Annotated in this window: 14 protein-coding genes; all 14 read left to right on the plus strand. The window is 42.7% G+C overall.

Annotated features, from left to right (window positions below; all coding sequences use genetic code 11):
• Positions 1–903 carry an L-serine ammonia-lyase, iron-sulfur-dependent, subunit alpha gene (gene sdaAA, locus NSU11_RS07790; protein WP_024424200.1) on the plus strand — a complete coding sequence of 301 codons (903 nt, stop codon included), beginning with the start codon at positions 1–3 and terminating at the stop codon, positions 901–903.
• A complete protein-coding gene (gene recG, locus NSU11_RS07795; protein ID WP_342493871.1) occupies positions 881–2,929 on the plus strand; it encodes an ATP-dependent DNA helicase RecG in 2,049 nt (682 codons plus the stop codon). The genes sdaAA and recG overlap by 23 nt, the downstream gene beginning before the upstream one ends.
• A 112-nt stretch (positions 2,930–3,041) precedes the next feature.
• On the plus strand, positions 3,042–3,608 hold the full coding sequence (fapR, locus tag NSU11_RS07800) for a transcription factor FapR (protein ID WP_024424199.1): 567 nt from the start codon (positions 3,042–3,044) through the stop codon (positions 3,606–3,608).
• 15 nt (positions 3,609–3,623) lie between these two features.
• Positions 3,624–4,622 carry a phosphate acyltransferase PlsX gene (gene plsX / locus NSU11_RS07805; protein ID WP_342493872.1) on the plus strand — a complete coding sequence of 333 codons (999 nt, stop codon included), beginning with the start codon at positions 3,624–3,626 and terminating at the stop codon, positions 4,620–4,622.
• Positions 4,623–4,638: 16 nt separating this feature from the next.
• Entirely contained in the window at positions 4,639–5,583 is a 945-nt protein-coding gene (fabD, locus tag NSU11_RS07810; RefSeq protein ID WP_024424197.1) for an ACP S-malonyltransferase, read from the plus strand.
• Positions 5,583–6,326, plus strand: a complete 744-nt coding sequence (fabG, locus tag NSU11_RS07815) for a 3-oxoacyl-[acyl-carrier-protein] reductase (RefSeq protein WP_025092570.1) — start codon at positions 5,583–5,585, stop codon at positions 6,324–6,326. Before fabD ends, fabG begins: the two co-directional genes overlap by 1 nt.
• A gap of 81 nt (positions 6,327–6,407) precedes the next feature.
• On the plus strand, positions 6,408–6,641 hold the full coding sequence (gene acpP, locus NSU11_RS07820; protein ID WP_003212028.1) for an acyl carrier protein: 234 nt from the start codon (positions 6,408–6,410) through the stop codon (positions 6,639–6,641).
• Between the two features lie 181 nt (positions 6,642–6,822).
• A complete protein-coding gene (gene rnc / locus NSU11_RS07825) occupies positions 6,823–7,566 on the plus strand; it encodes a ribonuclease III (protein WP_008344850.1) in 744 nt (247 codons plus the stop codon).
• A gap of 105 nt (positions 7,567–7,671) precedes the next feature.
• Positions 7,672–11,232, plus strand: coding sequence for a chromosome segregation protein SMC (smc, locus tag NSU11_RS07830; RefSeq protein ID WP_024424195.1), 3,561 nt, complete (start codon positions 7,672–7,674; stop codon positions 11,230–11,232).
• A 21-nt stretch (positions 11,233–11,253) separates the two neighbouring features.
• Positions 11,254–12,240, plus strand: coding sequence for a signal recognition particle-docking protein FtsY (gene ftsY, locus NSU11_RS07835; RefSeq protein ID WP_024424194.1), 987 nt, complete (start codon positions 11,254–11,256; stop codon positions 12,238–12,240).
• Between the two features lie 143 nt (positions 12,241–12,383).
• Positions 12,384–12,716 carry a putative DNA-binding protein gene (locus tag NSU11_RS07840; RefSeq protein ID WP_012009935.1) on the plus strand — a complete coding sequence of 111 codons (333 nt, stop codon included), beginning with the start codon at positions 12,384–12,386 and terminating at the stop codon, positions 12,714–12,716.
• Positions 12,717–12,729: 13 nt separating this feature from the next.
• Entirely contained in the window at positions 12,730–14,070 is a 1,341-nt protein-coding gene (ffh, locus tag NSU11_RS07845) for a signal recognition particle protein (RefSeq protein ID WP_024424193.1), read from the plus strand.
• A 105-nt stretch (positions 14,071–14,175) separates the two neighbouring features.
• Positions 14,176–14,448, plus strand: coding sequence for a 30S ribosomal protein S16 (gene rpsP / locus NSU11_RS07850; RefSeq protein ID WP_008344841.1), 273 nt, complete (start codon positions 14,176–14,178; stop codon positions 14,446–14,448).
• Positions 14,448–14,693 carry a KH domain-containing protein gene (locus NSU11_RS07855; protein ID WP_024424192.1) on the plus strand — a complete coding sequence of 82 codons (246 nt, stop codon included), beginning with the start codon at positions 14,448–14,450 and terminating at the stop codon, positions 14,691–14,693. Before rpsP ends, NSU11_RS07855 begins: the two co-directional genes overlap by 1 nt.
• The last annotated feature ends 51 nt before the right edge of the window (positions 14,694–14,744 follow it).

Genomic DNA, 14,744 nt, shown 5'->3' on the forward strand with positions numbered 1-14,744 from the left:
ATGTTTAAAAACGTCAAAGAACTCGTGCAGCTAACAGAAGAACGGAATACCTCCATTTCAGAGATTATGATTGTGCAAGAAATGGAAGTGACAGGGAAGTCACGTGAAGAAATTTTCTCGCAGATGTACCGCAACCTAGAAGTGATGGAGCAGGCCGTTGAAAACGGGCTGAAGGGTGTGAAATCATTATCAGGCTTAACAGGCGGAGATGCAGTCAAACTTCAAGCCTATATCGCCTCAGGCAAAACGCTGTCTGGTCATACGATATTAGATGCTGTCAGTAAGGCTGTTGCAACAAATGAAGTCAATGCCGCAATGGGAACCATTTGTGCCACGCCTACAGCAGGCTCAGCAGGTGTTGTACCAGGTACGTTATTTGCAGTAAAAGAAACATTAAAGCCAACAAAGGAACAAATGGTCAGATTCCTATTTACTTCTGGCGCATTTGGTTTTGTTGTGGCCAATAACGCTAGCATTTCCGGTGCAGCAGGCGGTTGTCAGGCAGAGGTAGGTTCTGCATCAGGTATGGCGGCAGCAGCGATTGTCGAAATGGCAGGCGGGACACCGCAGCAATCTGCAGAAGCGATGGCGATTACACTGAAAAATATGCTTGGACTTGTTTGTGATCCAGTAGCGGGACTTGTCGAGGTACCGTGCGTGAAACGAAATGCAATGGGTGCATCTAACGCTATGATCGCAGCAGACATGGCTCTTGCTGGCATCACAAGCCGAATCCCTTGTGATGAAGTCATTGATGCGATGTACAAAATCGGTCAAACGATGCCAACAGCTCTTCGCGAAACTGCACAAGGCGGTCTCGCTGCGACACCGACAGCAAGAGAGCTTGAAAAGAAGATTTTCGGAGGTGTGACCTCATCTCGTGATACAGAAACTGCAAGATAATGTCTCTGTCCTGAAGGGGATTGGAGAGGAAACCGAAAAAACACTCAATGAACTTGGAATCTACACAGTAGCCGATTTACTCGGCTACTTTCCTTATCGATATGACGACTATGAGCTTCGTAACTTAGAAGAAGTCAAACATGACGAACGTGTCACAGTTGAAGGAAAAGTACATAGTGAGCCCGTTCTCACCTATTATGGAAAAAAACGAAGCAGGCTGACATTCAGGCTGCTTGTCGGGCGTTTTCTCATTACAGTGATTTGTTTCAATCGCCCGTATTTAAAACGAAGCCTTGTGTTAGGTGATACAGTTTCCGTTACAGGAAAATGGGATAAAAACCGTCAATCTATCATGGTGCAGGAATTTAAAAAAGGGACGCACGAGCAAGATGGCAGTATAGAGCCCGTTTATTCAGTAAAAGAAAATGTGACCGTGAAAATGATGAGGCGCTTTGTAAAGCAGGCCTTGTCACTTTATGCAGACAAAGCGGAAGATCCATTGCCAAAGCAGCTTGTCTCTGCCTATAAACTCATGTCCTATCAGGAAGCATTAAAAGCCATTCATCTTCCAGAAACAAGGGACTCGCTCAAGCAAGCAAGACGCCGTTTTGTGTACGAGGAATTTCTCATTTTTCAGCTGAAGATGCAGGCGATTAGAAAGAAAGAACGAGAGAGAACATCAGGCATCCAGCATCCGTTTTCCAAAGAGGCTGTTTTTGAGTTTGTTAACAGCCTGCCATTTCCGCTGACGAAGGCACAATCAAGAGTACTTGATGAAATCATGTCGGACATGGCGTCTCCATATCGAATGAACCGGCTGCTTCAAGGAGATGTAGGTTCAGGGAAAACAGCTGTTGCAGCCATTGCGCTTTATGCCGCTCATTTATCAGGTTTTCAAGGTGCATTAATGGTCCCAACAGAAATTTTGGCAGAGCAGCATGCCGATTCACTTTACCAGCTGTTTGAAAAATGGGGGCTGAATATCGCCCTTTTGACAAGCTCTGTGAAAGGAAAAAGACGCAGAGAATTGCTTGAACGTTTAAAAGAAGGCGAGATTGACATATTAGTCGGCACGCACGCCCTCATTCAAGACGAAGTCGAATTTCAGCAGCTCGGTCTTGTCATCACAGATGAACAGCACCGGTTTGGCGTAGAGCAGCGGAAAAAACTGCGAAGTAAAGGGCAGGACCCAGATGTCTTGTTTATGACGGCCACACCTATTCCGCGAACACTTGCGATCACTGTCTTTGGAGAAATGGACGTATCCGTCATTGATGAATTGCCAGCTGGCAGAAAACAAATCGAAACGTATTGGGTGAAGCATGACATGCTTGAGAGAATTCTTGCATTTGTGGATAAAGAGCTGAGAAAAGGCAGACAGGCATATATCATTTGTCCGCTCATTGAAGAATCAGACAAGCTTGATGTGCAAAATGCGCTTGATGTCCATAGCATGCTCACTGAGGCATACCGCGGCAAGTGGTCAATCGGCTTAATGCACGGGAAGCTGGCGAGTGATGAAAAAGATCAGGTCATGAGAGCCTTTACCGCAAATGAAGTGCAAATTCTCGTTTCAACCACAGTTGTTGAAGTCGGGGTCAACGTGCCGAATGCAACCATCATGGTCATTTATGATGCAGACCGTTTCGGACTGTCTCAGCTTCATCAGTTAAGAGGCCGGGTCGGACGAGGAGAGCATCAATCATTTTGTATTTTAATGGCTGATCCGAAGTCAGAAACGGGGAAAGAGCGGATGCGGATCATGTCCGAAACAACCGATGGCTTTGAGCTGTCTGAAAAGGACTTAGAACTAAGAGGACCCGGCGATTTCTTCGGTAAAAAACAAAGCGGGATGCCAGAATTTAAGGTAGCAGATATGGTTCACGACTATAGAGCGCTGGAAACGGCTAGAAAAGATGCAGCAGATCTTGTCCAATCGGACGCCTTTTGGACTGATCCCGAATACAAAGAACTCCGGCAAACGCTGATAGACAGCGGTGTGCTGGGAGGAGATAAATTAAGCTGATCAAATGCTGGAGGAATTTTCTTGTCTTTTTGAAACAAGGATTGATTTATCATCTATGAGATTATATACTACTATTAGTACCTAGTCATAAATGTACGGATGGTGTCTGCATATGAAACTAAATAAAAAAGAACGTCAAAAGCTTCTCCAGCAAACGATCAGCTCGACTCCATTCATTACTGATGAAGAATTGGCAAGTAAATTCGGTGTCAGCATACAAACGGTTCGTCTTGATCGTTTAGAGCTGTCGATCCCTGAATTACGCGAAAGAATTAAGCATGTGGCCGAAAAGACATTAGAGGATGAAGTAAAGTCACTTCCACTGGATGAAGTAATTGGAGAAATGATTGATGTAGAGCTTGATGATCAAGCCATTTCCATTTTAGAAGTGAGAAAAGAGCATGTATTCAGCCGAAACCAAATTGCCAGGGGACATCATCTCTTCGCCCAGGCAAATTCGCTGGCAGTTGCCGTCATTGACGATGAACTGGCTTTGACAGCAAAAGCGAATATCAGGTTTACAAGGCAGGTGAAACAAGGCGAAAGAGTCGTCTCTAAAGCCAAAGTAGCCTCACATGATAAAGAAAAAGGAAGAACCGTAGTTGAAGTAAACAGCTATGTTGGTGAGGAAGTTGTCTTCTCAGGTGACTTCGTCATGTATCGCTCAAAACAAAAGTAAAAGGTGGCACGTAATATGAGAATTGCAGTCGATGCAATGGGGGGAGATCATGCCCCTAAAGCCATTATTGACGGTGTGCAAAAAAGCTTAACAGCATTTTCAGATATCGAGATTATACTTGTCGGCGATGAAAACAAAATCAAACCATACATAACAAACAACGACCGCATCACGATTTTAGATGCAAAAGAAGTCATTGAACCGACAGATGAACCAGTGCGTGCAGTCAGACGTAAAAAGGATTCATCTATGGTGAAAATGGCGCAGGAAGTGTCTGAAGGACGAGCAGATGCCTGCATCTCAGCAGGAAATACTGGCGCCCTCATGACAGCGGGACTGTTTATCGTAGGCAGAATTGCCGGTATTGACAGACCAGCCCTTGCCCCAACTTTGCCAACACTGGATGGCAGCGGCTTCTTATTACTAGATGTTGGTGCCAACGTTGATGCTAAACCAGAACATCTCGTGCAATATGCCATGATGGGATCCATCTACGCAGAGCGTGTTTTCCCAAAGAGCAATCCGCGTGTTGGACTGTTAAATGTAGGAACAGAAGATAAAAAAGGCAACGATTTAACGAAAAAAACCTTTGAATTATTAAAAGCTTCCGACTTGAATTTCGTAGGAAATGTAGAGTCCCGTGACTTATTAGAAGGTGTTGCTGACGTTGTTGTCACAGATGGTTTCACAGGAAATATTGCGCTTAAAACAATTGAAGGCACAGCCCTTTCTGTTTTTAAAATGCTGAAAGAAACTTTAACATCCAGCTTCACAGCAAAAATAGCAGCAGGCATGATGAAGCCGAAATTGATGCAGATGAAATCTAAAATGGATTACTCCGAATATGGCGGTGCCGCTTTATTTGGTTTAAAGGCACCTGTTATTAAAGCGCACGGCTCTTCTGATGAAAATGCCATTTTCCATGCAATTCGTCAGGCGCGTGATATTGTAGAAAAAGATGTTTCAGCTATCATTCATCAAGAAGTCCAAAAAGAAACGACGAAAGAGTCTTAATTGGAGGTAAAGCAGCATGACTAAAATTGCATTTTTATTCCCTGGCCAAGGCTCTCAAAAAATTGGCATGGGAAAAGATTTATTTGACCAAGAAGCAGTATCTAAAGCTGTTTTTGAAGAAGCAGACAATACCCTCGGGTTTGACTTATCTTCTATGATTTTTGAAGGGGATGCAGAAGAACTGACGCTCACCTTTAACGCGCAGCCAGCTCTTTTAACGACAAGTATCGCCATCTTAAAGAAATTTGAAGAGAGCGGAATCAAAGCAGATTATGCAGCAGGACACAGTCTTGGTGAATACACTGCCCTCGTTGCAGCAGGCGCACTTTCGTTTAAAGATGCTGTTTATGCAGTCAGAAAGCGCGGAGAATTAATGAATGAAGCTGTTCCAGCAGGAGAAGGCGCCATGGCAGCAATTCTTGGCTTAGACAAAGCGGCACTTGAAGAAGTGACAAAAGAAGTGACAGAGAGCGGTCACCTTGTAGAGCTCGCTAACTTAAACTGTCCTGGTCAAATCGTGATCTCTGGTACAGCAAAAGGAGTAGAACTTGCTTCAGAGAAAGCGAAAGAAAAAGGCGCAAAACGTGCAATTGCCCTTGAAGTAAGCGGACCTTTCCATTCTGCATTAATGAAACCAGCCGCTGAAAAATTTACAGATGTTTTGTCAAAGCTGGATATTGCGGATGCCAAAACTCCGGTCATCTCAAACGTAACAGCAGACATCGTGACTTCTCGTGATGAAATTGAAACAAAGCTCATTGAACAACTGTATTCTCCAGTTCGTTTTGAAGAAAGTGTGGAACGCCTTATTGATTTAGGCGTCACAACATTTATTGAAATTGGTCCTGGCAAAGTGCTTTCAGGTCTTGTGAAAAAAGTGAATCGCCGCCTGACGACGATTTCCGTTTCAGATCAAGAAACAATTGAAGCAGCCATTCAAACACTCAAGGGGGATTCTTGATGCTTACAAATAAAACAGCCGTTGTAACAGGAGCATCACGCGGGATTGGCCGTTCCATCGCGATCGATCTAGCGAAAAGTGGTGCAAATGTTGTCGTGAACTATTCTGGAAACGAAGCAAAAGCAAATGAAGTCGTAGATGAAATCAAAGCACTCGGCCAGCAGGCATTTGCTGTGAAAGCTGATGTCTCAAATGCTGAAGAAGTACAATCCATGATGAAACAAGCAATTGATACCTTTGGTTCAATTGACATTCTTGTGAATAATGCAGGGATCACAAAGGACAATCTGCTCATGAGAATGAAAGAGAATGAATGGGATGATGTCATTAACATAAACTTAAAAGGTGTCTTTAACTGTACAAAAGCCGTGACACGTCAAATGATGAAGCAAAGAAGCGGAAGAATCATCAATTTGGCTTCAGTCGTTGGTGTGTGTGGAAACCCTGGACAAGCAAACTATGTTGCAGCAAAAGCTGGCGTCATCGGATTAACGAAAACAACAGCAAAAGAGCTGGCAACCCGTCATATTACTGTTAATGCAGTAGCACCAGGCTTTATTTCAACAGATATGACAGACAAGCTTGATGAAAATGTACAGACGGAAATGCTCAAGCAAATTCCGCTCGCACGCTTTGGTGCACCTGAAGATATTAGCAACGTCGTTGTCTTTTTAGCTTCAGAAGGAGCAGGTTATATTACAGGCCAAACCATCCAAGTAGATGGCGGAATGGTCATGTCCTAAGAAATATCAAAATTTCATTAGGTTTTCTCTAGTTTTTTAAAAACAATTCAACTATAATACTTTGAGGGGAGGTGAAAGGCAATGGCAGACGTATTAGAGCGTGTATCAAAAATTATTGTAGACCGCCTTGGCGTTGATGAGGCTGACGTGAAAATGGAAGCTTCATTTAAAGAAGATTTAGGCGCTGATTCCCTTGATGTAGTTGAGCTAGTTATGGAACTTGAAGATGAGTTCGATATGGAAATTTCTGACGAAGATGCTGAAAAAATTGCAACAGTCGGTGACGCTGTGAACTACATAAATAGCCAGCAATAAGCGTAACAAAGTCCCGTCTACTTTCGACGGGACTTTGAAAATTTATGTTAGTTTCAACACATTCAGCTGATCAATTGTCAGCCTTTTTCAGATGCTGGGAGCAATGTTTCCCTGCATGTAGAAAGAGAGACTCCATATAATCAGTATCCTTAAAGGCGATTACGCCTACCTGGAGGTTGCTATGCCAAAACAATATAAAGACAAACAGAAACAGAGCAAAAAACTAGAGCAATTTAGAGAATTCCAGCAGCGCATTTCTGTACACTTTAAAAATGAAAAGCTTCTATATCAAGCATTTACCCATTCCTCTTATGTGAATGAACACCGGAAAAAGCCATACGAGGATAATGAAAGACTTGAATTTTTAGGAGATGCTGTTTTAGAATTGACCATCTCTCAATTCTTATTTGCAAAATATCCAGCGATGAGCGAGGGAGATTTAACGAAACTAAGAGCGGCGATCGTATGTGAACCGTCACTTGTATCACTGGCACATGAGCTGTCCTTTGGAGACCTTGTTCTTTTAGGAAAAGGTGAAGAAATGACAGGCGGCAGAAAACGCCCAGCACTCTTAGCGGACGTATTCGAGGCGTTTATCGGCGCACTTTATTTAGATCAGGGGCTGGAGCCAGTTGAACGCTTCCTAGAAGCGTACGTCTATCCGAAAATTAACGATGGAGCATTCTCGCACGTCATGGACTTTAAAAGCCAGCTGCAAGAATTTGTACAGCGCGATGGAAAAGGTGTGCTTGAATATCGCATCCTGCATGAAAAAGGACCTGCACATAACCGGGAATTTGAAGCAAATGTTTCCCTTCGAGGTGAAGTGCTTGGAATTGGAAACGGACGCTCTAAAAAAGAAGCAGAACAGCACGCTGCACAGGAAGCACTTGCTAAATTGCAGAAACATCATATGAACCAATAAAATCCCCCTCGTTATTCAGGGGGATTTCACTCTGTTTTCCATCATCTTTTTTCACTTCATATGGTAAGATGATAGTACTTTAAATACATAAGGAGGATCACTCTCATGTTCCTCAAACGTTTAGACGTGATAGGATTCAAATCATTTGCACAGCGAGTGACCGTGGACTTTGTTAAAGGGGTCACAGCTGTTGTTGGACCAAACGGAAGCGGCAAAAGTAATATTACCGATGCCATCCGCTGGGTACTTGGAGAACAATCAGCGAAAAGCCTCCGCGGAGGAAAAATGGAAGATATCATTTTTGCAGGAAGTGACTCAAGAAAAAGAGTCAATCTAGCAGAGGTGACTTTAACGTTAGATAACGAAGATCACTTTTTACCGATCGATTTTCATGAAGTCAGTGTGACAAGAAGGGTTTATCGTTCAGGCGAAAGTGAATTTCTCATAAACAATCAATCTGTCCGCTTAAAGGATATTATTGATCTTTTCATGGATTCAGGTCTTGGAAAGGAAGCTTTTTCAATCATCAGTCAAGGAAAGGTAGAGGAAATTCTATCAAGCAAGGCAGAAGAGAGAAGAAGTATCTTTGAAGAAGCGGCTGGCGTTTTAAAATATAAAACAAGAAAGAAAAAAGCCGAGAATAAACTGTTTGAAACGCAGGACAACTTAAACCGAGTAGAAGATATTCTGCATGAACTAGAAGATCAAGTAGAACCATTAAGAATGCAAGCATCCATTGCAAAGGACTATTTGCAAAAAAAAGAAGAGCTTGAAAATGTCGAAATTGCCCTAACTGTCCATGACATCGAAGCACTTCATGAAAAATGGACAACACTTGGTGAAGCAGTCGAGCGCTTCAAACAAGATGAAATGAAGCAGTCTACAGATATCCAAGCAAAAGAAGCCAAAATTGAAGAGTCGAGAGACCGCATTCAAGCGCTTGACGAATCAATTAATGACCTGCAAGAAGTTCTTCTTTTCACAAGTGAAGAATTAGAAAAGCTTGAAGGAAAAAAAGAAGTGCTAAAAGAACGGAAAAAAAATGCGGCCGCAAACCAAGGACAGCTTGAAGAAACGCTCGTTCGCTTAACTGAAAAGCAGTCGCTGTTAACCGAAAAGATTGAGCAGCAGAAAATCACGCGGGACAGCCTGCAAAAAGAAGTGCACCAGCTAAAAGATGAAGTGAAAACAAAGCAGCATCAACTGTCGCTTCATAGTGAAGATGTGGAAGGTCAAATTGAACAGCTGAAAAGCGATTATTTTGATCTGCTCAATGAACAGGCTTCCATCCGAAATGAACGTAAATTACTAGAAGAACAGCAGCGCCAGGCAGCGATGCAGCTAGAGCGGCTGACGCAAAATAACCAAAAACATATCGAAGAACGAGTGTCTGTCAAAGAAAAGAAAACAGAAGCTGAGCAGCAGCTTTCAGCACTGGAAGAAGACATTCTGGCTCAAGTCAAACGCTTTAGAGAAGCAGAACAAAAGCTTGAGCAAATGAGACGTCAATACGAGAAAAAAGAAACGGCTCTTTACCAAGCCTATCAATACGTACAGCAGGCAAAATCAAAAAAAGAAATGCTTGAATCCATGCAAGAAGACTTCTCAGGCTTTTTCCAAGGAGTGAAAGAGGTCTTAAAGGCAAAAGAACGGTTAGGCGGTATTCATGGTGCTATTGCAGAGCTGATTCAAACGGATCAGCAGTATGAGACAGCGATTGAAATTGCGCTGGGTGCAGCCACGCAGCACGTCGTTACAGAAAATGAAGCAGCTGCGAGACAAGCGATTGGATACTTAAAGCAGCACTCCTTTGGACGTGCAACCTTCCTGCCAATGAACGTGATCAAAGAAAGAACCATTCAGCTCAGAGATGTTCAAACAGCAGAGCAGCATGCTGCATTTATCGGCGTAGCGAGTCACCTCGTTTCCTTTGACGAAAAGTATCAAAAGGTGATTCAGAACTTGCTTGGAACTGTGCTGATCGTTAGAGACTTAAAAGGCGCCAATGAACTGGCGAAAATGCTTGGACATCGTTACCGCATCGTGACCCTTGATGGAGATGTCGTAAACCCCGGCGGTTCAATGACTGGTGGCGGCGTAAAGAAAAAGAACAACTCTCTTCTATCAAGAAACCGGGAGATCGAAACGTTAACAAAGCAGCTCGTTGAAATGGAAGAGAAAACAACGATCCTTGAAAAAGAAACAAAAGAAACGAAGCAACTAATCGGAGTAAACGAAAGCCAATTAAACGAACTGCGTCAGCGCGGCGAAACGCTTCGTGAAAAGCAGCAAGATCTCAAAGGGAAGCTATACGAACTGCAAGTTGCAGAAAAAAATATCAATGCTCATCTTGAGCTCTATGATCAAGAAAAAGAAGAGTTGCAGCAGCGTTCTACTGAACTCGCGGATAAGGACAAAAAGCAGGTCGCTCTTGAAACCTCTATAGGTGAAAAATTGACGGCTCTTGATCAAGAGATCAATACATTAACAAAGCGTAAGCAGACGCAAAGCTCAACGAAGGAAGCCATTTCAGCTGAATTAACAGAGCTGAAAATCTCGCTTGCCAAAAAAGAGCAGTCCTTAGCGAATGAACAAGAAAAGCTTTCGAGCTTAATGGCTGAATTAGAAGAAGCGGAACAGACGCTGATGGAAACAAAAGAAGATCTGTCACTCTTAACAAGTGAAATGTCATCTAGTTCAAGCGGAGCCGAACAGCTGGAAGAAGCGGCGAAAGAGAAGCTGGAAAACAAAAACAAAACAACCGCCCTCATTTCAGAGCGTCGTAAGCAGCGTCTCGCTCTTTCTGAAACATTAGAATTTGCTGAACGTGAGCTTAAAGAACAAAAACGTTTGTATAAGCAGCTCACCACAAGCTTAAAAGATGAAGAGATTAAGCTTGGCCGTATGGAAGTCGAGCTCGATAACCTGATCGCTTATTTGAACGATGAATATGCTCTTTCATTTGAAGGAGCAAAAGAGATGTATCAGTTGACGTTATCGCCAGATGAAGCAAGAAAACGAGTGAAGCTGATCAAACTAGCCATTGAAGAGCTTGGAACCGTAAACTTAGGCAGCATTGACGAGTATGAACGTGTGAATGAACGCTATCTCTTCTTAACAGAACAGCGAAATGATCTGACAGAAGCGAAAAATACATTATTCCAAGTCATCGAAGAAATGGATCAAGAGATGACAAAGCGTTTCTCTGAGACATTCTCTCAAATCCGCGGGCACTTTGAATCTGTTTTCCAAGCATTATTTGGCGGTGGAAGAGCAGATCTTAAGCTGACAGATCCAAATGATTTACTCAACTCTGGCGTTGATATTGTCGCGCAGCCGCCAGGGAAAAAACTGCAAAACTTAAGCCTTCTTTCAGGCGGAGAGAGAGCCTTAACAGCGATCGCTTTACTATTCTCTATTTTAAAAGTGAGACCTGTTCCATTCTGCGTGTTAGATGAGGTAGAAGCGGCACTTGATGAGGCAAATGTTTTCCGTTTTGCGCAATATTTAAAGAAATACAGCCAGGAAACACAGTTCATTGTCATTACGCACCGCAAGGGAACAATGGAAGAAGCCGATGTGCTCTACGGCGTGACCATGCAGGAATCAGGTGTTTCAAAGCTTGTATCTGTCAAACTAGAAGAAACGAAAGAGCTTGTCCAGTAATTAAAGGAGGTTTTTGAACCAATGAGCTTTTTTAAGAAATTAAAAGAAAAATTTACGCAGCAAACCGATTCAGTATCAGAAAAGTTTAAAGATGGACTCGAAAAAACGAGAAACTCCTTCCAAGGAAAAGTAAATGAACTGATTTCCCGCTACCGCAAAGTCGACGAAGACTTTTTTGAAGAGCTGGAAGAGGTTCTGATCGGCGCTGATGTCGGTTTCACAACTGTGATGGAACTGATTGATGAGCTGAAAAAAGAAGTGAAATTAAGAAACATTCAAGACCCAAGCGAAGTACAAGCGGTCATTTCTGAAAAACTGGTTGATATCTACAATAGCGGAGAGGAACAAATCTCTGCGCTGAACATTGAAGACGGGCGTTTGAATATCATTTTATTTGTAGGCGTCAACGGTGTTGGAAAAACAACGACGATCGGCAAGCTTGCAAACAAGCTGAAAAATGAAGGGAAATCCGTCATTTTAGCAGCAGGTGATACGTTCCGTGCCGGTGCCATCGAGCAGCTTGAAGTGTGGGGAGAACGTTCAGGTGTTCCTGTCGTCAAACAAACAGCAGGCTCTGATCCAGCAGCGGTGATCTATGATGCCGTTCAATCAGCAAAAGCGAAAAATGCGGATGTCCTCATCTGCGATACAGCAGGAAGACTTCAAAACAAAGTCAACTTGATGAAAGAGCTGGAGAAGGTCAAGAGAGTCATTGAGCGCGAGGTTCCAGATGCACCTCATGAAGTATTGCTCGCTCTTGATGCGACAACGGGTCAAAACGCGATGGCACAAGCCAAGGAATTCTCTAAAGCGACAAATGTCACAGGAATTGCTTTAACAAAGCTTGACGGTACTGCAAAAGGCGGAATTGTTCTTGCGATTCGAAATGAGCTGAACATTCCCGTGAAGCTTGTTGGTTTAGGTGAAAAGGTGGACGATCTGCAAGAGTTTGATGCAGAATCATATGTGTATGGATTATTCTCAGACGTAATTGATCAACAAGACTAACAAAAAAATGCCGGCGAAACTGCTGGCATTTTTATTTATACGCCGCTTCATGAAGTGACAAGATAAAAACTTGACACACAGAAGAGAACCGTGTAAACTTAGTTGATGTAAAGGGAATGAACTTAACAAAGGGGAGAGAGCCCATGACGCTTGAAAAAACAACGAGAATGAACTACTTGTTTGACTTCTATCAATCGTTGTTGACCGCAAAGCAAAAGAGCTACATGTCGCTTTACTACCTAGACGATTTTTCCCTCGGTGAAATTGCGGATGAATATGAAGTATCAAGGCAGGCTGTTTATGATAATATTAAACGGACTGAAGCGATGCTTGAACAATATGAAGAAAAGCTGCTCTTGTTTAAGAAATTTAAAGAGCGTAAAGAACTTCTCAAAAAAATGAGAGAGCTTGTAGCTGATTCTGCGCAAACAGAAGAAGCAGAAGCTTTAATTGAATCGCTTGAGAAATTAGATTAGGAGGCGGCACAGTATGGCATTTGAAGGATTAGCCGACCGACTGCAGCAGACGATTTCAAAAATCCGCGGCAAAGGAAAAGTGTCAGAGCAAGATGTAAAAGAAATGATGCGCGAGGTACGCCTTGCCCTTCTTGAAGCTGACGTCAATTTTAAAGTAGTCAAAGACTTTGTGAAAAAAGTAAGTGAGCGGGCAGTTGGACAAGAGGTCATGAAAAGCCTTACCCCTGGACAGCAGGTCATTAAAGTTGTAAAAGAAGAACTCACTGAATTAATGGGCGGAGAAGAGAGTAAGATCGCTGTAGCGAAAAAATCTCCGACCGTCATTATGATGGTTGGTCTTCAAGGGGCAGGTAAAACAACCACAACTGGGAAGCTAGCCAATTTACTTCGCAAAAAACATAATCGCAAGCCGATGATGGTGGCTGCTGATATTTACAGACCAGCAGCGATCCAGCAGCTTCAAACGCTTGGGAAACAGCTTGATATGCCGGTGTTTTCATTAGGTGATCAAGTCAGCCCTGTCGAAATTGCCAAACAGGCAATTGAAAAAGCGAAAGAAGAACACCATGATTATGTCATTTTAGATACAGCAGGACGTCTTCATATCGATGAAGAATTAATGGATGAACTTCAGAAAGTAAAAGAAGTAGCGAATCCAGAAGAAATTTTCCTAGTTGTTGACTCTATGACAGGTCAAGATGCGGTCAATGTCGCAAAAAGCTTTAATGAACAGCTTGGTTTAACGGGTGTCGTTCTCACAAAACTAGATGGTGATACAAGAGGCGGTGCAGCACTTTCTATTCGAGCTGTCACTAACACGCCTATTAAATTCGCTGCACTAGGAGAAAAGCTTGATGCGATTGAACCATTCCATCCAGAGCGGATGGCATCAAGAATTCTTGGCATGGGAGATGTGCTCACGCTGATTGAAAAAGCACAGGCAAACGTCGACCAAGATAAAGCGAAAGAGCTTGAGCAAAAAATGCGGACAATGAGCTTCACGCTCGATGATTTCCTCGAGCAGCTTGGCCAAGTTCGGAATATGGGTCCTCTTGATGAACTGATCCAAATGATGCCGGGAGCCGGTAAAATGAAAGGGCTCAAAAACGTCCAAGTAGACGAAAAGCAGCTCAATCATATTGAAGCGATCATTAAATCAATGACGACCAAGGAAAAAGAACAGCCAGAGGTCATCAATGCAAGCCGCAGAAAACGGATTGCAAAAGGAAGCGGAACATCTGTACAGGAAGTCAATCGCCTTTTAAAGCAATTTGATGAAATGAAAAAGATGATGAAGCAAATGACCAACATGTCCAAAGGAAAGAAAAAGGGCTTTAAATTACCATTTATGTAATTGGTTATACATGATAAAACCGTTGTTAAGAAAAAACACTTTACAAACCCTTTTATCATTGTTAATATACTATCTTGTTGAAATATTTTCGGAGGTGCTAGTAAAATGGCAGTAAAAATTCGTTTAAAACGTATGGGAGCAAAAAAATCTCCTTTCTATCGTATTGTTGTAGCAGATTCTCGTTCACCACGTGACGGTCGTTTCATCGAAACAGTTGGAACTTACAACCCAGTGGTATCACCAGCTGAGGTGAAAATCAACGAAGAATTAGCGCTTAAATGGCTTCAAAATGGTGCGAAACCATCTGATACAGTTCGCAACCTTTTCTCAAGCCAAGGAATTCTTGAAAAATTTCATAATGCGAAAAACAGCAAATAATGAATGAGCTGTCCTTGGAAGAATTGATTGTGTCCATCGTCGAGCCACTTGTTGATTTCCCAGAAGATATTCACGTATCTTCATTAGAAAAAGATGAACAGGTGATTTACACACTGTCTGTCAATGCTGAAGATACCGGAAAAGTGATCGGAAAGCAGGGACGTACAGCAAAAGCGATACGAACAGTCATTTTTGCAGCAAGTGCAGAGTCTTCTAAGAAAGTTCAACTTGAGATTGCTGACTAAAAAGGGAGAGGGCTTAGGACCTCCCCTTTTTTTACACGTTTAAATCTATTT

The organism is Bacillus sp. FSL R5-0712 (genome assembly GCF_038593285.1).
Classification (GTDB): domain Bacteria; phylum Bacillota; class Bacilli; order Bacillales; family Bacillaceae; genus Bacillus; species Bacillus safensis.